A 24,393-nucleotide genomic window follows, 5' to 3' on the forward strand; every position below is an offset into this window, starting at 1 on the left:
ATATTCAAGGGCAAATTTGGCAAAATCATGATTTTACAATGAATCTATCTAGTATCTTTACCAATTATGGGAGCTGTATCCTTCATTATATCGCCAAAATTTATTCATCATTTGTATACATACTTTAAAAATAATATATGTCCAAAAAAAAGACCGCCAAAACAATTAAGTCTCGGCAGTCTTCTTCAATCTATTATAGATTTGGATACATTGGGAATTTGCTAGTTAACGCTTCTACACGCTTACGTGCTTCTTCTAATGCAGCTTCATTTTCATGATTTTTTAATGTATAAGCAATAAGTGACGCAATTTCATCCATTTCTTCTAAACCGAAACCACGAGATGTTACAGCTGCTGTACCGATACGTACACCACTTGTTACAAATGGGCTTGCTGTTTCAAATGGAATTGTATTTTTGTTCACTGTAATACCAACTTCATCTAATACGTGCTCTGCTACTTTACCTGTGATTTCTAAGTTACGAACATCAATCAAGATTAAGTGATTGTCTGTTCCGCCAGAAACAAGTGTAAGTCCTTCTTTTTGAAGACCTTCAGCTAAGCGGTTCGCATTGTTAATGATATTTTGTGCATATGTTTTGAAATCATCTTGAAGTGCTTCACCAAATGCAACAGCTTTTGCAGCGATTACGTGCATAAGTGGACCACCTTGAATACCAGGGAAGATTGATTTATCAATTTGTTTTGCAAATTGCTCTTCACATAAAATCATACCACCACGCGGACCACGTAACGTTTTATGTGTTGTCGTTGTAACGAAATGTGCATGTGGTACTGGATTTGGATGTAAACCAGCAGCTACTAAACCTGCGATATGTGCCATATCAACCATTAAATAAGCGCCCACTTCATCTGCAATCTCACGGAATCGCTTGAAATCGATAACACGAGGGTATGCACTTGCACCTGCAACGATTAATTTTGGTTTATGCTCTTTCGCTTTTGCTAATACATCATCGTAATTAATACGGTGAGAGTCAGCATCCACGCCATATTCTACGAAATTATATTGTACTCCACTGAAGTTAACAGGGCTTCCGTGTGTTAAGTGACCACCATGAGATAAGTTCATACCAAGTACTGTATCGCCTTGCTCTAAAATCGTGAAGTATACTGCCATGTTCGCTTGTGCACCAGAGTGTGGTTGAACATTTACGTGCTCTGCGCCGAAAATTTCTTTCACGCGATCACGTGCGATATCTTCTACTACGTCTACGTGTTCACAGCCACCATAGTAACGTTTTCCAGGATATCCTTCAGCATACTTATTCGTTAAAACAGAACCTTGTGCCTCCATTACTGCTTCACTTACAAAGTTTTCCGAAGCAATTAACTCAATCTTTGAACGCTGTCTTCCTAGTTCTGCCTCAATTGCAGCAAATACCTTTTCATCTTGACGTTTTAAATGATCCACCAAAATCCCCCTTTTCTGAACGAATTACATCGATTCCCAACAGTTTTTTCTTATTTATTCAGAAAAAACGAAAATTCAGGTTGTAATTCTTTCGAACCTTCATGTTTTCAACTACATTCTAACATGACTTTCTATATCATAAAAGAAAAAAAAGACCGAAAATCGGTCTTTTCTTTCTTCTATTATAAAGTCAGACAACATACCTTTTACCTTATGATAAACAGGTACTATATGACTTTCTAATTTCTCATATTTAACGGCAAGTGGTAGTCTCTTCCACTGCCGCATAGACAGCACGTGCTCCACCAATTAGTTTTCCACGTGTTTTGGCCATCGTTACATGCGCACTTCCAATTTCCTTCACACTTGTACGAACCGGAACAGCTACATGCTTCAAATGCATACCGATAAATGTATCACCAATATCCATTCCTGCATCAGCTTTAATAAACTCAACTACTACCGGATCTTTCAAATTGTGATACGCATATGTCCCCAATGCACCACCTGCTGATCTAACAGGCGTAACTGTTACAATTTCAAATTGATATTTTATCGCTACTTCTCTCTCAACTACTAAAGCACGGTTTAAATGCTCACAACATTGAAACGCTAATTCAATACCTGTTTGCTCTTGAAATTGTTTTAACTCAGAGAAAATCGCCTCTGCTACTTCCATCGTTCCTGATGTTCCAATTCTTTCGCCTAGCACTTCGCTCGTGCTACAACCCACTACAAAAACTTGACCGCTTTGTAATGAAGCTTGTTCTTGGAAATCAGAAAGCGACATTTGTAGCTGTTCTCTTACCTTTACGATTTCTGTCATTACGCCTCTTCCTTTCACAGGTTGGTTCACCAAATTATATTTCACACTACTGATAGTTAGAATCTATTACTTTGTTTCGTATGTTTTAATTTTTCCTACGCGGTTTTCGTGACGACCACCTTCATAATCAGTTGTTAACCAGATTTTCGCGATATCACGCGCTAGACCAGCACCAATTACACGCTCGCCCATTGCTAGCATGTTAGTGTCATTATGCTCTCTCGTCGCTTTCGCGCTGAAAGTATCATGAACTAACGCACAACGGATACCATTTACTTTGTTTGCTGCGATTGACATACCAATGCCTGTCCCACAAACTAAGATACCACGATCTACTTCACCATTCGCTACCATTTCAGCTGCTGGAAACGCAAAGTCAGGGTAATCAACAGAACCAGCTTCACATTCACAACCTAAATCAATATATTCAATATTTAACTCTTCTAATAAATTTACAAGTTCTTTGCGGATATTCATACCGCCGTGATCAGATGCTATTACTACTTTCATTTTTACCCCTCCAAAGTTTCAATCAATTATCTTCATTTCACACTCGCTACCTCATATAGGAAGAAGTGATCTCCAATATCGTATTATACACGAAACATCAACCTACTGAATGTTTTTTCAGTAAAGTTTGTACAAGTTTTTCCATCTCATCTAACGTTTCTTTATAAATAGAAAGCGAGCCTCCAAATGGATCTGAAATGTCCTTGCCTATACCTTCAGTTAATCCATATAACGTATTTAATTTCTTTTCAACGCTCGGATAATGCCCAAGTACAATTTGCTTATGGTTTTCTGTCATCGTTACGACAATATCAGCCCAATCAAGCAAAGTTTCATTTACTTGCTGCGCCACATGATCAATTGAAATTCCTTTTTCAGCTAAAGCTTCCTTCGCATGTACCGATGCATCGCTCCCAGGATAGGCGAAAACACCAGCAGATTGCACTTCAAACTTATCTCCTCCGTGATGACGAAGCAACGCCTCAGCCATTGGACTACGACATGTATTGCCAGTACAAACAAATAACACTCGTTTCATTCAAACCCACCCCTATACTCGATTTCTTATCATTCATCATAACTTACATTAGAATAGAACAAAAGAAATGTGAATATACAAAAGGCGCATTTCTCTTATATTTTTTCTAAGAAAAATGCGCCTTATCCACATATATGTGAAACCCTATTTCCAAGTGCCTAGAGTATTTTAACATACATACTGAACACGCAACAAAAATAAGGAATCCATTTCATACGAAACGGATTCCTCTTATATTGCAATTATTTCATTGTAACTTTCATTACTTCTGTTGAACCTTTTGTAGCTGCTACGCCTACAGTTGTCTTAATAGACTCAGCTGCATCTGTGTTTGTAATAACAATTGGAGTAATTGTGCTTTTCGCTTTTTCACGGATTAATTCTAAGTCGAATGAGATTAATTTATCTCCAGCTTTTACAGCTTGGCCTTCAGAAACGTGAGCTTCGAAACCTTCACCTTCCATTTTTACAGTTTCTAATCCAACGTGGATTAAAATTTCTGTACCGTTTTTCGCTTTAATTCCGATAGCATGTTTTGTGTGGAATAATTGTACGATTTCACCATCAACTGGAGATACAACTACACCTTCAGTAGGATCAATTGCAACACCGTCACCCATCATACGACCAGCAAATACTGGATCTGGTACTTCTTCAATATTTTTCACTGCTCCAGTTAATGGAGCTACGATTGTTTCTTCATTTGTTTTTGAACCAAGACCGAATAATTTTTTAAACATAGGATAGTCCTCCTTATAATTTACCTAAAAGTTTATAGGGCAATCCCTAGTAAAACTCGGGATACATGTAAGACTTCATACTTCGAATATTATACTGTAAAAACGCTTTCGAAATAAATTATGTCATTACTAATAGACTCTTATTGTAGCGCTTCACAAAATTCCAGTCAATTCTGATTGTCTGAATAACAATTAGAAGTTAACTTCTATTTATATTTTCTCTTTTTTTGCCCAACTTGTCTAGAGGTCTTTACTACATTTTATTTTTTGTTGTTAATTTGTAAAATTTAATTCAAACTTTTTTCAAAATCCACTTGACTATAGTAAGTAACTATTTTATTATTACTTACGTAAGGTAAGTTAATAACTTTTAGGAGGTTTTTAAAATGATGGATTTCGGTCTACTTATTATTCGTCTTATTATAGGAATTACATTCATGGGTCATGGCGCTCAAAAATTATTTGGTTGGTTCGGCGGTTACGGTTTAAAAGGAACAGGTGGCTGGATGGAGTCAATCGGTTTACGTCCTGGTGTATTTATGGCATTTATGGCTGGCGCAACTGAATTACTAGGTGGTTTCTTATTCGCATCAGGTATTTTCATTGTAGTTGGTTCATTATTTATCGTTGGAACAATGTTAATGGCTATCTTCACTGTTCACGGAAAAAATGGTTACTGGGTAACACAAAACGGATATGAATATAACTTAATGTTAATCGCTGTCGCTGTTGGTGTAGCTTTAATCGGACCTGGCGCATACGTTTTACTTTAATTTTTATCTCAAATTTGAGATTCTTGAAAAAGAACTTACTTCATTACAATTGAAGTAAGTTCTTTTTATGAAACAAAATATTATTTCCAGCAGGATTTTCTCATCGTTATCTTGTAAACAAACAATAAGTATTCATATTTAGAAAGGGGATTACAAGCATGTTATCCATTAATCCAAATGAACAAACTGAAAAAGATAATTACAAATTACTTACCGGAAGTATCATCCCTCGTCCTGTCGCATTCGTTACTTCTGTAACAAAAGAAGGTGTACTAAACGGAGCACCATATAGTTATTTCAATATTGTCGCTGCTAATCCACCACTTATCTCAGTATCTGTACAACGAAAAGCAGGAGAAAGAAAGGACACTTCCCGAAACGCAATTGAAAAAGGAGAATTTGTCGTACATATTTCTGACGAATCATATGTAGCAGCAATTAACGAAACAGCAGCTAACCTCCCGCCAAATGAAAGTGAAATTGAACTAGCAAAACTAACACCAATCGAAAGTGAAGTCATCTCTGTTCCAGGTGTAAAAGAAGCAAATATTCGAATGGAATGCGTATTAGAACGTGCAATTCCACTTGGCGGAACGGAAGACTCACCAGCTTGTGATCTACTAATTGGACGCGTCGTTCGTTTCCACGTTGCCGAACATCTATATGAAAAAGGGCGCATTCACGCCGAAGGACTCAAACCAATAAGCCGCCTAGCAGGACACAACTATGCAAAATTAGGAGAACAATTTGAATTAGTTAGGCCAGTTTAAAAGTGGAAGTGGCCCGTTTAGCTCTGACCAGCTAAGGTTCTCTCGCACAAAAGGTGCTTTTTACCTTTCGTGCGGGAGGTTCTTAGATGCGAAGAGCTGGCCATTGGAACTGGATAATATCTAAAAGCGGAAGCGGCTCGTTCAGAATGGGAGGAGGATGGAGCTTCTGACGTAGAGGCGCTTTTTGCCTCACAGGAAGATGCGAAGCCACCGACCATTCTAGCCGCTGGAGCTAGATATATCTAAAAGCGGAAGCGGCTCGCTCAGAATGGGAGGGCACTTCAAGCTCTCTCGCATGAAGCGCTTTTTGCTTCATGCGAGAGAGCGAAATGACCGGAGATTCTAGCCGCTGGAGCTGGATAACATCTAAAAGCGGAGGCAGCTAGATTCCTCCCATCACTCAAATATAAAATCCCCTGCTTTTTAGCAGGGGATTTTATCATTGTAATTCTTCCTTCTTTTCCTCTAAAGTAGGCATTTTCTCTTTTTTCGGCTTCCCTAGCTTAATTACGAAGAAGTATAGGGAAAGCAATGTAATAAGAAAAACAATTAAAAACGGGTACGGAGAGTAAAAGGCACGCGCCGCCTCAGTCTTTCCCGCAACAAATTTCAATGACTCAATATCTAAAAACTCAGCAAACATTTGTACACCGAGCATACTAAACCAAAAAACAAAAAAACTAATAATAATACCAAAAACTTGCTTCAATCTCGTCATTCATCTCATCCTTTCTATATCTGTAATTTTTAGCGTAATAAATATAGTACAAACAAAATATTCACAGAAAGGAACTATCTCACCATTCACGAATTAACTTAATCCAACCTAACATCGAAATTTGCAAAATAATACCCCAAATTATAAGTCTTCTTAGCCATCGAGGAAAGAAGGTTAAAAATTTAACATACCATTCCAATAGCTTGTTCATAATTCCCTCCTACATAAAATTATATAGGAAAAAGGATATATAATCCAAACCCAACCAAAATGATACCACCTACTATCTCACCGTATGTACCGAGCATATCTTTCGCATGTCTCCCAATTAATAAACCAATCCACGCTAATAACATGCTAACAAATCCAAAAAGTAAAATCGTAATAATTGTCTGTGCCCCATAAATACCAAGACTAAGCCCTACTGAGAAACTATCTATACTGACGCCAAATGCAAATACGAATAAACTAATTCCAATAGGAGCAGTTCTAGTCTCTTCATTTTGTAAAATGGTCGAATATACGATATAAAACCCTAGTCCGATTAATAAAATAGCACCCGCAAAATGTGCGATATCTCCATATTTCTCTGATAAAAAACGACCTAGTACCATTCCTATAAACGGCATAATAATATGAAATATCCCTATCGTCATACCAATATACAGGATTTGTCTTAACTTTAGGGGCATCATCCCCATACCAAGACTCACCGAGAACGCATCCATCCCTAAGGCGAATGCCATAATTATTAAAGGTATTAGCTGTTCAAACGTCATTCATGCCCCTCCTTGGACGTGCTACTTCACAATATGCTTATCCAAGGAGAAATATTCTGTTTGCTAATCTTACCTTATCATTCAATAATAATATGATGTCCTGCCGCTTTCGTTAAACGATTCATAATTGCATTCCCTATTCCTTCATTAGGGAATGACTCACTAAAAATAACATCCACTTCACTTGCATCAAATGTTCTAAGTACATCATATAATTTAGTCGCAACGCTAGCTAAGTCACTTCTAACGCCACAAGATAATATAACATCTGCACTATATACATGCTGATACTCTTCTGTCGTTAATACGCCTACTTTAAATCCTTCTTTCTTTTTCTCATCCACAAGATGCTGAATAAACTCACGTGAGCCCTCGACAATACTAAGTGGTGCTTTCGGCGCATAATGTGTGTATTTCATTCCAGGCGATTTCGGTTTTTCCTTCTCATCCTTTAAAGCTGGATCTAAAGAAACAGTACCTATCACCGCTTCTAATTGTTCTTTCGTAATCCCACCTGGACGTAATATTGTTGGAACCGTGCTTGTACAATCAATTACAGTTGATTCAACGCCTACTCCAGTTGCACCACCATCAACAATACCTGCAATCTTCCCATTCAAATCTTCATATACGTGAGAAGCTAATGTTGGACTTGGACGCCCTGAACGATTCGCACTTGGTGCCGCAACAGGTACATTCGCCTCTTCAATAAGAGCAAGTGCAATTGGATGATCAGGCATTCTTACTCCAACCGTATTAAGTCCTGCCGTCACCTTCTCTGAAATTCCTTCTTTTCTCGGCAAAATAATTGTTAATGGTCCTGGCCAAAAATGCGCCATTAACTTCTCTGCAACTGGTGGAATTTCTTTCACAATCCCATCTAACTGAGATTTTGTACCTATGTGGACAATGAGTGGATTATCACTCGGTCTTCCTTTCGCTTCGAAAATTTTCGCGATTGCTTCATCATCCATCGCGTTTGCCCCTAACCCATATACTGTTTCCGTAGGGAAAGCAACCGCCTCATTTTCTCTTAATAATTTTGCTGCTTCTTGTAACTGTGGATAATATTTTTTTCTTTCCACAACATTATCCACAACCCACATATTTGTATGCATTTTTTTCCACGTCCTTTTCTAGCCTTAAATACTTGTCTATTTTTAGTTTACTATGAGATTTATCCAAAAGACAAACAAGGTTTATCCACAAAATGTGGATAAACCTAATTAATCCGTGGATAACTTTGTGAATAGCTGACAATTTAGTATTATTGCATTCTGCTCTTTTATATTTTTACAAAAATGTTCTAGCTGTTGAATTCCCTCTGGAACCTCATCCTTTTCTATAGTAAAAAAGTCAAAGAACTGAAAGATCGGTACAGATTGTGGATGATTTGTTAGTAAGTACAATTGTTGAACACTTTTTTCTTTCATATACTGCAAAAACATTTCAAAAAAATATAAGAAAGTCTGTTTATCCACATGAGGTGTGAATAAACAAGAACGAATAAGTACATCTTCCCCACTTTGTTCATAACCAATTACAGCTCGTATTTCTTCCGCCTCTTCCAAAATCATAAATTGTGCGTACAACTCATTTATTTTATCATCTTTTTTATTAGCTTGTCCGAAAAAAGAATGTAATCTTTCCACATCTGCTTTCGTAGCAAAATACACTTTCTTCATAATAAATCCCTCCTCATTTATATATATGAGGAGGGATTTATTAATAGTACTATTTAGAGAATAAAGATGTAAAAGCTTCTACAATAAACAATTTAACTTCTGGCTTTTCTTCTTCCTCTTCTACTTTTACATACTCATTTTGCTTTTCTTGTTTTTTCTCCACAGATTTCTCCACTTTTTCCACATTTTTTGTTTCTTCTTTACTTACAGGCTGCTCTTCGACTTTTGTTTCATTTTTCACTACTTTCTTTTCAGAAGCTGTTACTTTTTTTACTGCTTCCCGCTTTACAACTTTCGTTTCTTTTACCTCATCCTCTTTTTTCTCTTCTACATTTACTACTTCTTCATTATCTATTTGTTTTACTTGCTCCTCTTCAGGAGATTCAGCCTTCACAACATGTTCTTCTTTCCTTACAGCTGTACCACTTGAAAAATCTAAGAAACACATCGGTGGAAATAATACACACCACCAGTTTGCCCCTTCACCTTCCCCAATTGTAATTAAGACTGCTTCATATTCCCCTGCCGGATAAATAAAATTCCCATATACCTTTGTAGGAAACTTTACATTCTTACTAAATTTCACTTGAAATGATTCTTTACTTCCTTCTCTTTTTAACGTATTTTCCACCGTTTTCTCGATTTCTGGAATATGACTTTGAATTACTTTGCGCGCCTCTTCAAATGAAGTTAAATCCGCTACCCATCCATCAATTTGTGCTTTTACTTCATCACGCACTTTACGCTTTAATGCCTGGTCTTTATCTGAATCACTATTTGCTAAAATTCGTAATCGAACGGCCTCTTTCGGAATAACTGAAGGCCCTTTCGCATCAGCTTTCATATATCCAAACTGCACAAGTAACTGTGCACCAATTAATAGTATAAGAAGATAAGCAATAACTTGTTTTTTCATTTCCTCCACCGTCCCTTCTACAAACAGTGTGGACAGACTTTCATCTTTCTAAACTATTAAATTCAAAATCTATATGAATTTTTCCACAAAAAAATAGAGTAAGGTGTGAACCTTACTCCATCTCTGCAAATACCATACGATCTTTTCCGTTAATATCGAAAACAACCTCAACATGAGCATGTGGAAAAGCTTGTTGTAACAATCTTTTTACATCCTCACCTTGTCCTACTCCAATTTCAAACGCCACAATCGCTTTCTTCTGCAACACATTCGGCAATTCTTCCATAAAACGGCGATAGAAATCTAATCCGTCTTCACCACCAACAAGTGCTCTCTTCGGCTCATGCTCTTTCACAACAGGAGAAAGACCACGCCAATCCTCTTCCGGTATATATGGAGGATTTGAAACAACAACATCTAGCTTTTGACCCGTTTTATGAAATGGTGACAATAAATCACCGTGATAGAACGTTACTTCTGCACCTAAAGCTTTTGCATTTTCTTTTGCAACTTCAATCGACTCTTGTGCAATATCTACTGTATACACATGAAGATTTTTATTTTCTAAAGCAAGCGTAATAGAAATCGCTCCACTACCTGTACCTATATCTGCTACATGTAGTTTCTCATCACCAAAATGGCGCTCGATTCTTTCTAATACTCCCACTATAAGCTCTTCTGTTTCCGGCCTTGGTATTAATACTTCTTCATTCACAAAGAAAGACCGTCCATAAAATATTTCATAACCAATCATATATTGAATAGGAATACCTTCTACATGCTTATGGATAAACTCCGTAAAGCTTTTCTCTTGTTCCTCAGTTATTTCTTCACGCATATTCATAAGTAATCCTGTTCTGTTCACCTTTAATACATGACAAAGGACAATTTCTCCCGCATTTTCATCTCGTCCATTTTCCTGTAAAAAAGAAGAAGCCCATTTCAGGGCTTCATAGACACGCATTACTCAGCTGCCTCCATCTTTTGAGCCTGATCTTCCATCACTAAGGCATTGATGAAATCATCTAACTTACCTTGTAAGATTTGATCTAGCTTTTGAATCGTTAAACCGATTCGATGGTCTGTAACACGGTTTTGCGGGAAGTTATACGTACGAATACGCTCTGAACGATCTCCCGTACCAACAGCTTGTTTACGGTTTTGATCATACTCAGCTTGCGCTTCTTGTCTAAACTTATCATAAACACGTGCGCGTAATACTTTCATCGCTTTTTCTTTATTCTTGATCTGTGATTTCTCATCCTGACAAGATACAACTACACCAGTCGGTAAATGCGTTAAACGCACCGCTGACATCGTTGTATTAACGCTCTGTCCACCAGGTCCACTAGAAGCGAATGTATCAACACGAACATCTTTCTCATGAATATCAATTTCTACTTCTTCTGCCTCTGGTAATACAGCTACAGTTGCTGTAGATGTATGAATACGTCCACCAGATTCCGTTTCAGGAACACGTTGTACACGGTGAGCACCATTCTCGAATTTCAGCTTCGCGAAAGCACCTTTACCATTAATCATAAAGATAATCTCTTTATATCCACCTAACTCTGTATAACTAGCCTCAATAATCTCCGTTTTCCAGCCCTGTACCTCAGCGTAACGGCTATACATACGGTATAAGTCACCAGCAAATAAAGCTGCCTCGTCTCCACCAGCAGCTCCACGAACCTCAACGATAACGTTCTTATCATCATTAGGGTCTTTTGGAACAAGTAAAATTTTCAGACGCTCTGATAATGTTTTATCTTGTGATTCTAACTCAGAAACTTCTTCTTTTACCATTTCACGCATTTCTGCGTCTAACTTATCTTCTAACATTGCTTTCGCATCTTTTAATTGCTCACGAACATCCTTATACTCACGATACACCTCTACCGTTTCCTGTATATCAGACTGTTCCTTTGAATATTCACGAAGCTTATTTGAATCACTAATAATCGCTGGATCACTTAACAATTCATTTAACTTCTCATAACGATTTTCTACAGCTTGCAAACGATCTAACACATCATTCACCTCTACATCCTAGTATCTAATACAAATAGTATATGGTACTTACTCAAAAAAACGCAAATTATATTTAAAAGCGCAAGCGGCTCGCTCAGAATTGCAGGCCATTGGAGCTCTCGACCTTGAAGCGCTTTTTGCTTCGAGCGAGAGAGCGAAATGGCCGGAGATTCTAGCCGCTGGAGCTAGATAATATATTTAAAAGTGGCAGTGGCTCTTTCAGCTCTGACCAACTAAGGTTCTTTCGACCTAAAGGTGCTTTTTACCTTTCGGGCGGAAGGTTCTTAGATGCGAAGAGCTAGCCACCGGAACTAGATATATTTAAAAACGTAAGCGGCTCACACCGCTCATTCTCTCTATTTTGAAAAAAACCCGCCTTGCGCAGCGAGTTTTACTTATCTTTGTTTGCAGGTACTGCATGACAATGACGACAACGTGGTTCATACGATTCTGAAGCTCCAACTAAAATAATTGGATCATCAAATGCCGCTGGTTCTCCATCAATTAATCGTTGTGTACGACTTGCTGGAGATCCACATACAGAACATACTGCTTGTAGTTTTGTCACATGTTCAGCAATCGCCATCAGCTGAGGAACTTGTCCAAATGGTAGACCACGGAAATCTTGGTCTAAACCAGCTACAATGACACGATAGCCACGATTTGCCAATACTTGCACCACTTCCACAATGTCCCCATCAAAAAATTGCACCTCATCGATTGCAATAACATCCAGCTCTTCTGTAATATGTTCAAATATATCCTTTGAAGCTGAAACAGGAACTGCTTTTACCTTTAATCCGTTATGTGATACAACATCTTCTTCACTATATCGATTATCAATACATGGTTTAAATACAATTGCATGTTGTTTTGCAAATTGCGTACGGCGCACACGGCGGATTAGCTCTTCTGACTTGCCAGAAAACATACTACCGCAAATCACTTCAATCCAGCCATTTTGATTTATTAAGTACATGAAGCTCTCCTTTCATCTACTTTTCAGTTAAAAGTAGGGTAAAGGTATAATATTTTCGCAAAAAAAACAGACAAGCGAATACATACACTTGCCTGTTTTATGTTTTTATTACTTAAGACCGTATTTCTTATTGAAGCGGTCAACGCGTCCGTCTGCAGTAGCAAACTTCTGACGTCCAGTGTAGAATGGGTGAGAATCAGAACTGATCTCAACTTTTAGTAATGGATAAGTGTTACCATCTTCCCACTCAACAGTTTCGTTAGATCCTTTAGTAGATCCGCTTAAGAATTTGAAGCCTGTGTTTGTGTCCATGAATACAACTTTCTTGTAATCTGGGTGAATTCCTGCTTTCATTCTTTTCATCTCCTTCCGCCCTGAATCATTTTCGAAACAGAGTTTTTCATCTTCAGCTGCATACACAACTATATTGATGAAACACATATGATGAAATTATAACAAGGCTAACTTCATTTTGCAACTACCTGTTTTTGTCTTTTGAAATTAAAAGTGTAGACGGCTCGTTTAGCTCTGACCGGCTAAGGTTCTCTCGCACAAAAGGTGCTTTTTACCTTTAGTGTTGGAGGTTCTTAGACACGAAGAGCTAGCCGTCGGAACTAGATACAATTTAAAAGCAGAAGCGGCTCGTTCAGAATGGGAGGGGGATGGAGCTTCTGACGTAGAGGTGCTTTTTACCTTGTAGGAAGACGCGAAGCCACCGACCATTCTAGCCGCTGGAGGGAGCTCATCCAGCTCTGACTAGCTCAGGTTCTTTCACTTATTTCTCTCTTTAATATCACCTAAACAGCATAAAAAACTCGCTTACTATAAAATAAGCGAGTCCTGATTTTTTCCCTTTACTTAGTTGTTACATACCTTTTCGAGTCTGCAACAATGTTTTGTAAAAACTCTTCATTTGTCTTCGTTTGACGAAGCTTACGTAAGAAACTTTCAACAAAGTCTGGTGTATCACGCATTGTCTTACGAATGCCCCATAACTTGTCTAAATGTTCTTTTGGAATTAATAGATCTTCTTTACGTGTACCAGAACGACGAATATCAATCGCTGGGAAGATACGACGTTCAGCTAATGAACGATCTAAGTGAAGTTCCATATTTCCAGTTCCTTTAAATTCCTCGTAAATAACATCGTCCATACGTGATCCTGTATCAACAAGGGCTGTTGCTAAAATTGTTAAGCTACCGCCTTCTTCAATATTACGTGCAGCTCCAAAGAAACGCTTCGGTCTATGGAAGGCAGCTGGATCGATACCACCTGATAATGTTCTACCACTTGGTGGAATAACGAGGTTGTAAGCTCGAGCTAAACGGGTAATACTATCCATTAAAATGATAACATCTTTCTTGTGCTCTACAAGACGCATCGCACGTTCTAACACAAGCTCAGCTACTTTAATATGATTTTCTGGTACTTCATCAAAAGTAGAACTTACAACATCTCCTTTAACAGAACGTTCAATGTCTGTTACTTCCTCTGGACGCTCATCAATTAAAAGTACAATTAGTTCTGCTTCCGGATGATTTGTTGTAACACTGTGCGCGATTTCTTTTAATAGACTTGTTTTACCAGCCTTTGGAGGCGCAACAATTAAACCACGTTGTCCAAATCCAACTGGTGCGATTAAATCCATGATGCGTGTCGGTAACTTTTTCGGTTCCGTTTCCAATTTCATTTGGCGATCTGGGTATAATGGTGTTAATGCAGGGAAATGCACACGCTCTTTTGCTGAATCTGGATCATCTCCGTTTACAGCTTCAACTTGTAATAACCCAAAATAGCGTTCATTTTCTTTCGGAGGTCGTACTTTACCAGAAACCTTATCTCCATTACGTAAATCGAAACGACGAATTTGCGAAGCTGAGATATAAATATCTTCTGAGCTTGGAGAATAGTTGATAGGACGTAGGAATCCAAATCCTTCTGATTGAATAATTTCTAATACGCCTTCCATGAAAAAGAAACCTTCTTTTTCTGCTCGAGCTTTCAAAATAGAAAAAATCAGCTCTTTTTTCGTTAACTTGCTATAATACGAAATCTTAAATTCTTTCGCAAGCTCGTATAACTCTTTTAATTTCATGTTTTCTAATGCTGCAATTGACAAATTCATTCAGACACCACACTTTAACGTTATTCTCTTTTTTCATGGGTAAAGGGAAAAAATACGGAAGGCAAATAATTAATAATGAAAGGCAATAAGTTCAAGTAGGGTAATATTCACTATTGTAACCCTTTTATCTAGTTTTAATCAATACGTTGGAACACAAATACAAGAAGCGAAGACAAGAAAATTTGTCTTCGCTTCTTATTTAATTTAGTTCCAGCTCCGATAGTTAGAAAGATCGACCATTTTAACCTTTCTGAAGGAGCTGCTTACGCTTTTTATTTAATAACCAAGTTTGGTTTTTTATTTAAGCTATGACGACCATCTACGAAGCGAACTGTGCCTGATTTTGCGCGCATAACAAGGGATTGCGTTGTTCCTACGCTACCTTTAAATTGAACACCGCGTAATAGTTCTCCATCTGTTACGCCTGTTGCTGCAAAGATTGCATCGTCACCTTTTACTAAGTCCTCCATGCGAAGGATACGATTAATGTCTTCTATGCCCATTTTTTTACAACGTGCTAATTCAGCTTCGTTTTGTGGCAATAGTTTTCCGTGAATTTCTCCACCTAAACATTTTAAAGCAACTGCTGCTAATACACCTTCAGGTGCTCCACCAGATCCAAATAAAATATCTACACCTGTACGATCAAACGCTGTATTAATCGCTCCAGCTACATCTCCATCATTAATCAATTTAATGCGCGCACCAGCTTTACGAATTTCTTCAATAATTTCTTGATGACGTGGACGATTTAAAACTGTCGCTACAACATCTTCAATATCTTTATTTTTCGCTTTCGCAACTGCACGTAAGTTATCAATAATAGGCGCATCAATGTCGACCGCCCCAACTGCTTCTGGGCCAACCGCGATTTTATCCATGTACATGTCAGGGGCATGTAACAAATTACCGTGGTCTGCAATTGCAATGACAGCAAGAGCATTCCAGCCACCAGCTGCTACGATGTTTGTCCCTTCTAAAGGATCAACCGCAACGTCTACACGTGGTCCATATCCTGTACCTAATTTCTCTCCGATATATAGCATTGGTGCTTCATCCATCTCACCTTCACCAATTACAACTGTACCTTTCATCGGAATTGTATCAAATACATCACGCATAGCTGATGTTGCTGCACCGTCTGCCTCATCCTTTTTCCCGCGCCCCATCCAACGCGCTGATGATAAAGCTGCAGCCTCTGTTACACGTACTAACTCCATAGATAAACTTCTTTCCACGATAATCCCTCTCCTTTAAGCCTTTATATTTCTGCCGTATTTTGTGAACCGTGTTTTTCTATAAAGTGTACTTCCGCAAGTAGTGATGCTTCGCTTCCCCCTTGCGGAAGTATCACTTATGCGTTCTTCATTTCTTCAATTTCTTGCTTTGTCATTTGTTCTCGCCAAATGTTTGCACCAAGCCCTTTAAGCTTGTCCACTATATTCTCATAACCTCGATCAATATGCTCAAGTCCTGTTACTTCTGTAATTCCATCTGCCATTAACCCTGCAATAACAAGTGCCGCTCCTGCTCGTAAATCACTCGCCTTCACTTTTGCACCTTGCAGTAACACAGGACCAGTTACAATTGCCGAACGACCCTCTACTTTAATTTGAGCATTCATACGACGTAATTCATCAATGTGTTTGAAACGGGCACCGTAAATTGTATCTGTTACAACTCCCGTCCCGTGTGCCTTTGTTAAAAGCGTCGTAAACGGCTGTTGTAAATCCGTTGGAAAACCTGGATATACAAGCGTTTTGATATCAACTACTTTTAACTTTCTATTACCGTTCACCGTAATTTGATCATCGTTCGTTTCAACTTGAACACCAGCTTCTCTTAGCTTTGCAGTAACTGATTCTAAATGCTGAGGAATAACGTTATCAACCGTTACTTCTCCTCCTGATGCAGCTCCTAGAATCATATACGTACCAGCTTCAATACGATCTGGGATGATAGTATGGTGACAACCATGTAAAGAGTCAACACCATCTATTCGGATTACGTCAGTACCAGCACCTTTAATACGTGCTCCCATGCTTGTTAACAATGTAGCTACATCAATGATCTCAGGCTCTTTCGCTGCATTTTCAATAACAGTTCTACCTTTCGCTCGTACAGCTGCTAGCATAATATTAATCGTAGCTCCTACACTAACAACATCTAAATAAATACGTGCCCCGCGTAGCTCATCTGCTCTTAAATAGATGGCACCTTGTTCATTCGTAACATGTGCACCTAGCGCTTCAAACCCTTTAATATGCTGATCAATCGGCCTCGGTCCTAAATGACATCCACCCGGAAGCCCAATAACAGCTTTTTTAAAACGGCCAAGCATTGCACCCATTAAATAATAAGAAGCGCGCAATTTTTTCACTTTTCCATTTGGCAAAGGCATTGCAACCATGTTAGAAGGATCGACTACCATCTCTTCCTCCTGTCCATAAGTTACTTTCCCTCCAATTTCCTCTAGTAAGTCTCCTAACATTTTCACGTCCGAAATATTAGGGACACCACCAATAGTTACTGGAGTATCTGCTAAAATTGTCGCTGGAATTAATGCAACGGCACTGTTCTTTGCACCACTTACTCGAATTGTTCCATTTAAAGCTCTTCCGCCTTCAATTAGCAATTTTTCCATATTGAGCTCCCTTCTTGTGAATGTATTTACTTTCTATCTTTTTATAGAAAGCTCCCCTTAAGAATCTCAATTACTCTTTCCATCCCAAAACTCAATAAATAGGAAACCATTATCTTCATTTCTCCTGTAGCACGAATAGATAAAGATCAACTATTCATCGAATTCACTTTATCAATTTAGATACGTTATCACATTTATTAATAGGACTATGCACATTATTTTCTATTTAAAAACCAAAAATGATAAAATCTTTAGACTTGTTCACGCTTTCATTATACAACGAAAGGAAACCGTCTAAAAGACTAGACGGTTTCCAAAACGGAATTTTATTCTTACGCTTTACCGTTAGAACCGAATTCGCGAATTTTACCAATAACAGTTGCTTTGATAGCGTCGCGGCCAGGTCCGATAAATTTACGAGGATCGTAAACTTCTTGGTCTTTGTTTAATACTTCACGAACAGCTTTTGTAAACTCGATTTGGTTCTCAGTGTTTACGTTGATTTTTGAAGTACCTAAAGAGATAGCTTTTTCGATATCAGCAGTTGGGATACCAGTACCACCATGTAATACTAAAGGTACGCCAGTGAAGTCACGAACTTGTTCCATTTCAGCGAATCCTAAGTTAGGCTCACCTTTGTAAGGACCGTGTACAGAACCTAAAGCTGGAGCTAGGCAATCGATACCTGTTGCTTCAACAAGGTGCTTACACTCTGCTGGGTCAGCGTAAATTACGCCTTCAGCGATTACGTCGTCTTCTTGTCCACCAACTGTTCCAAGCTCAGCTTCAACAGATACGTTACGAGCGTGTGCGTATTCTACTACTTGTTTAGTAGTTTCAACGTTTTCTTCGAATGGGTGGTGAGAAGCGTCGATCATTACAGATGTGAAACCTGCATCAATTGCTTCTTTACATTTTTCGAAGCTTGAACCATGGTCAAGGTGAATCGCTACAGGAACAGTGATGTTCATTTCTTCGATTAAAGCTTTAACCATAGCTACAACTGTTTTGAAACCAGTCATATGACGAGCTGCACCCTCAGATACACCTAGGATTACAGGAGATTTTTCTTCTTCCGCAGCAGCTAAGATAGCTTGAGTCCACTCTAAGTTGTTCATGTTGAATTGACCAACTGCGTATTTTCCTTCTAGTGCTTTGTTTAGCATTTCTTTCATAGAAACTAAAGGCATGGTGAATCCTCCTAAAAAACGTTTTTTGTATCCGATAAGTTCTTATCGCTGGTAGTATGACCAGAATAAGGTAAAATATGTATATCTACATACCGGACTTTTTTCTACACTCAATAGGATAACAACTTGTACTCAAAAACTCAACCGTATTCACCTGCACAATAGTCCATGTAAACGCTTTTTTCCATATTTTTTATAAAAAATTCATTTTTACGCCTCTACAGCGAGCTCATTTCTCACAGCTTGACGAATTTCATCAATATCAAATGGTTTAGCAAAATGCATTAAAGCTCCTAAATCTTTTGCTTCTTGGATCATATCAAGCTCTCCATAAGCAGTCATTAAAATTACTTTAATACTCTCATCAATTTCTTTTACATGCTTTAAAATCTCTATACCATCCATGCCTGGAATTTTCATATCTAACACTACTAAATCTGGATTATCTTTTTTCACGATATCTAAAGCTTGAAATCCATTCGCTGCTTGGAATGTCTGATAACCTTCTTTTTGGAACACTTCATGTAATAACACACGAATCCCATATTGATCATCAACGATTAAAATTTTACCTTCCATAATTCCCAACCTTTCTGTGTAAGTACAAGATTTAAAGCTTCTTATATCTTAACGATTTAATTTCGCTATTCTTTGGCAAATTCCTTCCTATTCTTTCTTATTTTACCGTTTCCTATTTTGTTATGCTACCCTACGATTTCACCTTTCTAAAAAAATAAATTATAATGAAAGCCGGCAAACACGTACGAAGGGAGTAACATTATGTTAAAAATTTTTTCAACTCAATTAAGTGGTTATTTCTCCAGAGTTTCTCAAAAAGAAGAAATGAATATAGAAGATAGCGCTCGTTTACTTGCTCAAGCACTAGTTGGCGATGGTTTCATTTATTTACATGGTACAAATGAAATGGAGGGCGTTGTTGCCGAGGCACTATTCGGTGCTGAACCAATGAAGCAAGCAAAACGCTTATTTGAAAATGGTAAAGAAGCAGAAGTAACCTCTGCGGATCGTGTACTTCTTATTAGCCGTTTTTCAACAGATGAAGCGGTTGTAGAAATTGCAAAAAAACTACAAGAAGAGGGACACTCTATTGTGGGCATTTCTGCTCTTCAAGAAGGTACAGAATCACTGGAACGATATACAGACGTACATATTGATACAAAACTGTTAAAAGGTCTTATTCCAGACGATGAAGGTAATCGCTACGGATTCCCAAGTTTAATAGTAGCTTTATTTGCTTATCACGGGATTAAATTTACAATCGATGAAATTTTAAATGAATATTAAAAAAAGCGCCTTATTTCAGGCGCTTTTTTTATTACTTGCTCTCTTTATTCGTAATAGAAGCTCTTACGAAGTCATGGAACAATGGTTGTGGACGGTTTGGACGAGAAACAAGTTCTGGGTGGAACTGTGCTGCCACGAACCAAGGATGATCTTTTAATTCAATGATTTCAACTAGACGACCGTCTGGGCTTGTACCAGAGAATACAAATCCTTCTTTTTCCATATCCGGACGGAACTGGTTGTTGAACTCATAACGATGACGATGACGTTCATATACAACCGGCTCATTATAAGCATTGTAAGCATTTGTTTCTTCAGCAAGCTTACATGGGTATAGACCAAGACGAAGTGTACCACCTAGGTCCTCTACATCTTTTTGTTCTGGTAATAAGTCGATGATTGCATATGGTGTGTCAGGGTTGATTTCAGAAGAGTTAGCACCTTCTAAACCTAATACATTACGTGCAAATTCGATCGATGCAAGTTGCATACCTAAGCAAATTCCTAAGAATGGAACTTTGTTTTCACGAGCATATTGAATCGCAACGATTTTACCTTCTACACCACGATCGCCGAAGCCACCTGGTACAAGGATACCATCTGTATCGCCAACTAATTCTTTTACGTTTTCTGCTGTTACGTGCTCAGCATTTACCCATTTTACTTCTACATCTGTGTCGAATGAGTAACCAGCATGACGAAGTGCTTCTACAACAGAAATATAAGCATCTTGAAGTTCTACATATTTACCAACAAGAGCGATTTTTGTTTTCTTAGAAAGATTACGCACTTTGTTAACTAGAGCAGTCCACTCTGTCATATCTGCAGCTGGATTGTCTAATTTTAAGTGGTCACAAACGATTTGGTCCATGTTTTGTTCTTGAAGAGATAATGGGACCGCATATAAAGTATCTGCATCGCGAGCTTCGATAACCGCTTTTGTATCGATGTCACAGAATAATGCAAGCTTGTCTTTCATATCTTGAGAAACAGGCATTTCTGTACGAACAACGATAATGTTTGGTTGAATACCTAAGCTACGAAGTTCTTTAACACTATGTTGTGTTGGTTTTGTCTTCATTTCACCCGCTGCTTTTAAGTACGGGATTAACGTACAGTGAATGTACATTACATTGTCACGACCGATGTCGCTCTTAATTTGACGGATTGCTTCTAAGAATGGTAGAGACTCGATGTCACCAACAGTTCCACCGATTTCTGTAATAACAACATCCGCATTTGTTTCACGACCAGAACGATATACGCGTTCTTTAATTTCGTTAGTAATGTGAGGAATAACTTGAACTGTTCCTCCTAAATATTCACCGCGACGCTCTTTTTGAAGAACTGAAGAGTAAATTTTACCTGTTGTTACGTTGCTGTATTTGTTTAAGTTAATGTCGATGAAACGCTCATAGTGACCAAGGTCTAAGTCAGTTTCTGCGCCATCATCTGTTACGAATACCTCACCGTGTTGATATGGGCTCATAGTCCCTGGGTCTACGTTAATGTATGGATCAAACTTTTGAATCGTTACGTTTAAACCACGATTTTTTAAAAGTCTTCCAAGAGATGCTGCTGTAATACCTTTTCCTAAAGACGATACTACACCGCCTGTTACAAAAATATACTTAGTCATGAAAAAGCTCCCTTCTATTTTGCTGTTATATAATCACCGTTGCAAAGCGCAACGTATGTAGATAACACTGTATCCATCTTATTGTTAGACTCTTTTTATTTTCTAAACAAAAAACAAAAAAGAAAATTGCTCCCCTCATCACAAAAAGTAATAAGTAGGGAGCAATTTTCTTTTATATTTACACTTTAAAAGTATTATCGTCCTTTTTTAAAGAGCCCAAAAATGATTCTACATGGACGATAATGAAAAGTCAAGAACTACAGTTCTTCCTCTTCTTCTTCTTCAGTTTCGTCATACTCAAGTTCTTCTTCAGCGAAGTCGTCGTCATCTTCGTCTAAATCATCAAGATCGTCGTCATCTCCGTCTTCTTCTTCAAGAACCTTGTCCAAATCTTCTACATCATCATCTTCGTCTTCACTTACGTCTGCATCGTCGAAGTCATCTTCATCTTCTTCAATGTAGTCGTCAAAACCGTCTTCTTCAACTTTACGTTTCTTCTTCGGTTTTGGTTGAGGCAAGATTTCTTCATCAATTTGCTCGTATGGGTACCAGCTGCGTAGCCCCCAACGATTTTCTCCTAAATTAATGAAACGTCCATCAATGTTTAAGTCTGTATAAAATTGTGCGATTTTCGCATTAACTTGCTCTTGAGATAGTCCCAGCACTTGAGCGATTTCTTGAACCAACTCGTTGAATGTCGTTGCTTGTTTTTTATCCCCTAAAACGCTATGTACAACTTCAATCATTGAACATTCTTTTAGCTCTTCTGGTGAATATTGCTTAAAATCCACTTATGCGGCACTTCCTTTCATCAAATATAACCTTATATATAACGGCCTGCTTAAAAAAATCCATACTATTCATTATAAACAAAAGTCGCACAAATATGCTACAAAAAAAAACGGGAAACTTTTATAGGGTAGTAAAATTATAATTTGTCTGTTCCTTATTTCGGAAGCATATGGGCCCCTTGCAATACATACCTAATTTGCATTTCTGTATATTCTTCGAGCGTATACAGTTTTTGCAGCGCCCAGCGTCTAAATCCCCACATCTGTCCTTGTATAAAAATATTATGGGCAAGAAGCTGTATTTCTTTTTTATTTAATGTAAATGTTCCATTTTCCGTACACTGTTCTAAAATATTCTCGAACATTCCTACCATTTGAAACTCCTTTTCTAATACATACGGAAGTGATTCTTTCGGTAAAAAGCGTACCTCTTGATACATTATCAATACTTCTTCCTGTAATTCATCCATCACTTTAAAATAATTCGTTATTGCTATCTTTAAACTTTCTACACTCCCTTTTTCTGTACAAACTACTTCCTCTAATCTTTCTTTTACATGTTCATAAATACTATCACAAACTAAATACAAAACATCATCTTTTGTACGAATGTACTCATAAAGTGTCCCTATACTAAATCCAGCCGCTTTTGCAATTTCTCTCGTTGTTGTACGCGGAAATCCTTTTTGTTTAAACAGTTGCACCGCACCTTTAATCATTTGCTCACGTCTTAACGCAACTAATTTTTCATCTTTCACCGATGCATGTACATTATGTTTAACCATTCCCTTCACCTCTCTCTATTATTTTTTGGAAGGAAAAAGCGTAGGAAAATACCTACGCTTTCGTTCCTACTTCGTTAACATACGAGAAATTACAAGCCTCTGAATCTCTTGTGTTCCTTCATATATTTGTGTAATTTTTGCATCTCGCATATAACGCTCTACTGGATAATCTTTCGTATAACCGTAACCACCAAATACTTGCACCGCTTCAGTCGTCACCCTCATCGCTGTATCTCCTGCAAATACTTTTGACATCGCTGACTCTTTTCCATACGGAAGCCCTTCTGATTCAAGCCAAGCCGCTTGATATGTTAAAAGGCGTGCCGCTTCTACATCTGTTGCCATATCCGCAAGTTTAAAGCCAATCCCTTGCTGCGCCGCAATTGGTTTTCCAAATTGATGGCGCTCCCTTGCATATTCTACAGAAGCATCTAAAGCCCCTTGTGCAATACCAACAGCTTGCGCCGCAATACCGTTACGACCTCCATCTAATGTTTGCATCGCAACTTTAAACCCTTGCCCCTCTTCTCCAAGTAGATTCTCTACAGGAATACGGCAATCTTCAAACATAATTTCAGTCGTTGGTGAAGAGCGAATCCCTAGCTTGCTCTCCTTCTTCCCAACTGAAAATCCCGGTGTATCACTTTCTACAATAAATGCACTCGTACCGCGCTGCTTTGATTCAGGATCAGTTAGCGCAAAAACAACATAAATATCAGCAATACCGCCATTTGTAATGAAAATTTTTGATCCATTTAAAATATAATGGTCTCCATCTCTCTTTGCGATTGTCTTCATTCCACCAGCATCCGATCCAGATCCTGGCTCAGTTAAGCCGTATGCACCAATTTTCTTTCCTTCAGCCATCGGTCGTAAAAACTTTTGCTTTTGCTCTTCCGTCCCAAATTTAAAAATTGGCCATCCCGCAAGTGAAGTATGCGCGGACAGTGTTACGCCTGTTGAAGCACAAACGCGGGATAATTCTTCAATAGCGATTACGTACGCTAAGTAATCGCTTCCAATTCCACCGTACTCTTCAGGCCACGGAATACCGGTTAAACCAAGCTCTGCCATTTGATCAAATAATTCTCGATCAAATCGCTCTTCCTCATCACGCTCAGTTGCTGTTGGTGCCACTTCATTTTTAGCAAAATCTCGAACCATTTTTCTTATCATTTCATGTTCTTCTGATAGTTTAAAATGCATCTCCGTC

At 38.2% G+C, this 24,393-nt stretch carries 27 protein-coding genes; 3 read left to right on the forward strand and 24 right to left on the reverse strand.

Annotated elements, in window-relative coordinates; translation table 11 throughout:
- Positions 1–193: 193 nt before the first annotated feature.
- From glyA to ACTL4X_RS26760, 5 genes are all read right to left on the reverse strand, one after another.
- Positions 194–1,435 carry a serine hydroxymethyltransferase gene (glyA, locus tag ACTL4X_RS26740; protein ID WP_000349805.1) on the reverse strand — a complete coding sequence of 414 codons (1,242 nt, stop codon included), beginning with the start codon at positions 1,433–1,435 and terminating at the stop codon, positions 194–196.
- A 253-nt stretch (positions 1,436–1,688) separates the two neighbouring features.
- Positions 1,689–2,261: a TIGR01440 family protein gene (locus tag ACTL4X_RS26745; protein WP_000136386.1), complete on the reverse strand. Its 573-nt coding sequence runs from the start codon at positions 2,259–2,261 to the stop codon at positions 1,689–1,691.
- Between the two features lie 66 nt (positions 2,262–2,327).
- Positions 2,328–2,771, reverse strand: coding sequence for a ribose 5-phosphate isomerase B (gene rpiB, locus ACTL4X_RS26750; RefSeq protein WP_000869538.1), 444 nt, complete (start codon positions 2,769–2,771; stop codon positions 2,328–2,330).
- Positions 2,772–2,868: 97 nt separating this feature from the next.
- Positions 2,869–3,309 (reverse strand): low molecular weight protein arginine phosphatase, encoded by a 441-nt coding sequence (locus ACTL4X_RS26755; RefSeq protein ID WP_137396977.1) that lies wholly within the window; start codon positions 3,307–3,309, stop codon positions 2,869–2,871.
- Between the two features lie 242 nt (positions 3,310–3,551).
- The gene (locus tag ACTL4X_RS26760; RefSeq protein WP_000473665.1) at positions 3,552–4,049 is read right to left on the reverse strand and encodes a PTS sugar transporter subunit IIA; all 498 of its coding nucleotides are present in this window, start codon (positions 4,047–4,049) and stop codon (positions 3,552–3,554) included.
- A 386-nt stretch (positions 4,050–4,435) separates the two neighbouring features.
- Between ACTL4X_RS26760 and ACTL4X_RS26765 the strand changes: the two genes are divergently transcribed.
- Complete coding sequence (locus tag ACTL4X_RS26765; protein ID WP_000968616.1) at positions 4,436–4,822, forward strand: DoxX family protein; 387 nt, start codon at positions 4,436–4,438, stop codon at positions 4,820–4,822.
- 158 nt (positions 4,823–4,980) lie between these two features.
- Positions 4,981–5,592, forward strand: a complete 612-nt coding sequence (locus ACTL4X_RS26770) for a flavin reductase family protein (protein ID WP_000949055.1) — start codon at positions 4,981–4,983, stop codon at positions 5,590–5,592.
- 439 nt (positions 5,593–6,031) lie between these two features.
- On the opposite strand, the gene ACTL4X_RS26775 is transcribed toward ACTL4X_RS26770, so the two are convergent.
- From ACTL4X_RS26775 to spo0F, 15 genes are all read right to left on the reverse strand, one after another.
- The gene (locus tag ACTL4X_RS26775) at positions 6,032–6,310 is read right to left on the reverse strand and encodes a DUF3935 domain-containing protein (protein WP_000197472.1); all 279 of its coding nucleotides are present in this window, start codon (positions 6,308–6,310) and stop codon (positions 6,032–6,034) included.
- Positions 6,311–6,389: 79 nt separating this feature from the next.
- Positions 6,390–6,521, reverse strand: a complete 132-nt coding sequence (locus ACTL4X_RS26780) for a hypothetical protein (protein ID WP_001037634.1) — start codon at positions 6,519–6,521, stop codon at positions 6,390–6,392.
- Positions 6,522–6,540: 19 nt separating this feature from the next.
- Positions 6,541–7,089 carry a manganese efflux pump MntP gene (locus tag ACTL4X_RS26785; protein WP_000142475.1) on the reverse strand — a complete coding sequence of 183 codons (549 nt, stop codon included), beginning with the start codon at positions 7,087–7,089 and terminating at the stop codon, positions 6,541–6,543.
- A gap of 77 nt (positions 7,090–7,166) precedes the next feature.
- Positions 7,167–8,207 (reverse strand): L-threonylcarbamoyladenylate synthase, encoded by a 1,041-nt coding sequence (locus ACTL4X_RS26790; RefSeq protein ID WP_000557353.1) that lies wholly within the window; start codon positions 8,205–8,207, stop codon positions 7,167–7,169.
- Between the two features lie 108 nt (positions 8,208–8,315).
- The gene (locus tag ACTL4X_RS26795; protein ID WP_000758437.1) at positions 8,316–8,774 is read right to left on the reverse strand and encodes a mechanosensitive ion channel protein; all 459 of its coding nucleotides are present in this window, start codon (positions 8,772–8,774) and stop codon (positions 8,316–8,318) included.
- A 49-nt stretch (positions 8,775–8,823) separates the two neighbouring features.
- A complete protein-coding gene (gene spoIIR / locus ACTL4X_RS26800) occupies positions 8,824–9,690 on the reverse strand; it encodes a stage II sporulation protein R (protein ID WP_033666656.1) in 867 nt (288 codons plus the stop codon).
- 112 nt (positions 9,691–9,802) lie between these two features.
- Positions 9,803–10,654, reverse strand: a complete 852-nt coding sequence (gene prmC / locus ACTL4X_RS26805) for a peptide chain release factor N(5)-glutamine methyltransferase (RefSeq protein WP_001267061.1) — start codon at positions 10,652–10,654, stop codon at positions 9,803–9,805.
- A complete protein-coding gene (gene prfA / locus ACTL4X_RS26810; RefSeq protein ID WP_000887064.1) occupies positions 10,654–11,721 on the reverse strand; it encodes a peptide chain release factor 1 in 1,068 nt (355 codons plus the stop codon). Before prfA ends, prmC begins: the two co-directional genes overlap by 1 nt.
- A 391-nt stretch (positions 11,722–12,112) precedes the next feature.
- A complete protein-coding gene (locus ACTL4X_RS26815) occupies positions 12,113–12,700 on the reverse strand; it encodes a thymidine kinase (RefSeq protein ID WP_000280859.1) in 588 nt (195 codons plus the stop codon).
- Between the two features lie 108 nt (positions 12,701–12,808).
- Complete coding sequence (locus tag ACTL4X_RS26820) at positions 12,809–13,054, reverse strand: type B 50S ribosomal protein L31 (RefSeq protein WP_000643433.1); 246 nt, start codon at positions 13,052–13,054, stop codon at positions 12,809–12,811.
- Positions 13,055–13,554: 500 nt separating this feature from the next.
- The gene (gene rho / locus ACTL4X_RS26825) at positions 13,555–14,826 is read right to left on the reverse strand and encodes a transcription termination factor Rho (protein WP_001053903.1); all 1,272 of its coding nucleotides are present in this window, start codon (positions 14,824–14,826) and stop codon (positions 13,555–13,557) included.
- Between the two features lie 272 nt (positions 14,827–15,098).
- Positions 15,099–16,064 carry a class II fructose-bisphosphatase gene (gene glpX, locus ACTL4X_RS26830; protein WP_000442340.1) on the reverse strand — a complete coding sequence of 322 codons (966 nt, stop codon included), beginning with the start codon at positions 16,062–16,064 and terminating at the stop codon, positions 15,099–15,101.
- A 116-nt stretch (positions 16,065–16,180) separates the two neighbouring features.
- A complete protein-coding gene (gene murA / locus ACTL4X_RS26835) occupies positions 16,181–17,470 on the reverse strand; it encodes a UDP-N-acetylglucosamine 1-carboxyvinyltransferase (protein WP_000413254.1) in 1,290 nt (429 codons plus the stop codon).
- Between the two features lie 332 nt (positions 17,471–17,802).
- Positions 17,803–18,660 carry a class II fructose-bisphosphate aldolase gene (locus tag ACTL4X_RS26840; protein ID WP_001131855.1) on the reverse strand — a complete coding sequence of 286 codons (858 nt, stop codon included), beginning with the start codon at positions 18,658–18,660 and terminating at the stop codon, positions 17,803–17,805.
- A gap of 210 nt (positions 18,661–18,870) precedes the next feature.
- Positions 18,871–19,239 (reverse strand): sporulation initiation phosphotransferase Spo0F, encoded by a 369-nt coding sequence (spo0F, locus tag ACTL4X_RS26845; protein ID WP_000398594.1) that lies wholly within the window; start codon positions 19,237–19,239, stop codon positions 18,871–18,873.
- A 201-nt stretch (positions 19,240–19,440) separates the two neighbouring features.
- On the opposite strand from spo0F, the gene ACTL4X_RS26850 reads away from it, so the two are divergent.
- Positions 19,441–19,965 carry a DUF2529 domain-containing protein gene (locus ACTL4X_RS26850; protein WP_137396979.1) on the forward strand — a complete coding sequence of 175 codons (525 nt, stop codon included), beginning with the start codon at positions 19,441–19,443 and terminating at the stop codon, positions 19,963–19,965.
- Between the two features lie 31 nt (positions 19,966–19,996).
- Here the strand turns inward: ACTL4X_RS26850 and pyrG are convergent, their stop codons facing one another.
- The 4 genes from pyrG to acdA all read right to left on the reverse strand — a co-directional run bounded on the left by pyrG (position 19,997) and on the right by acdA (position 24,386).
- Complete coding sequence (pyrG, locus tag ACTL4X_RS26855) at positions 19,997–21,604, reverse strand: CTP synthase (protein ID WP_000170460.1); 1,608 nt, start codon at positions 21,602–21,604, stop codon at positions 19,997–19,999.
- Positions 21,605–21,861: 257 nt separating this feature from the next.
- Entirely contained in the window at positions 21,862–22,395 is a 534-nt protein-coding gene (rpoE, locus tag ACTL4X_RS26860; protein WP_000346279.1) for a DNA-directed RNA polymerase subunit delta, read from the reverse strand.
- A gap of 155 nt (positions 22,396–22,550) precedes the next feature.
- A complete protein-coding gene (locus ACTL4X_RS26865) occupies positions 22,551–23,180 on the reverse strand; it encodes a TetR/AcrR family transcriptional regulator (RefSeq protein ID WP_000238605.1) in 630 nt (209 codons plus the stop codon).
- 66 nt (positions 23,181–23,246) lie between these two features.
- Positions 23,247–24,386 carry an acyl-CoA dehydrogenase AcdA gene (gene acdA / locus ACTL4X_RS26870; RefSeq protein WP_098770812.1) on the reverse strand — a complete coding sequence of 380 codons (1,140 nt, stop codon included), beginning with the start codon at positions 24,384–24,386 and terminating at the stop codon, positions 23,247–23,249.
- Between the last annotated feature and the right edge of the window lie 7 nt (positions 24,387–24,393).

This window comes from Bacillus sp. RE35 (assembly GCF_052146655.1).
GTDB classification, from domain to species: Bacteria; Bacillota; Bacilli; order Bacillales; family Bacillaceae_G; genus Bacillus_A; species Bacillus_A cereus.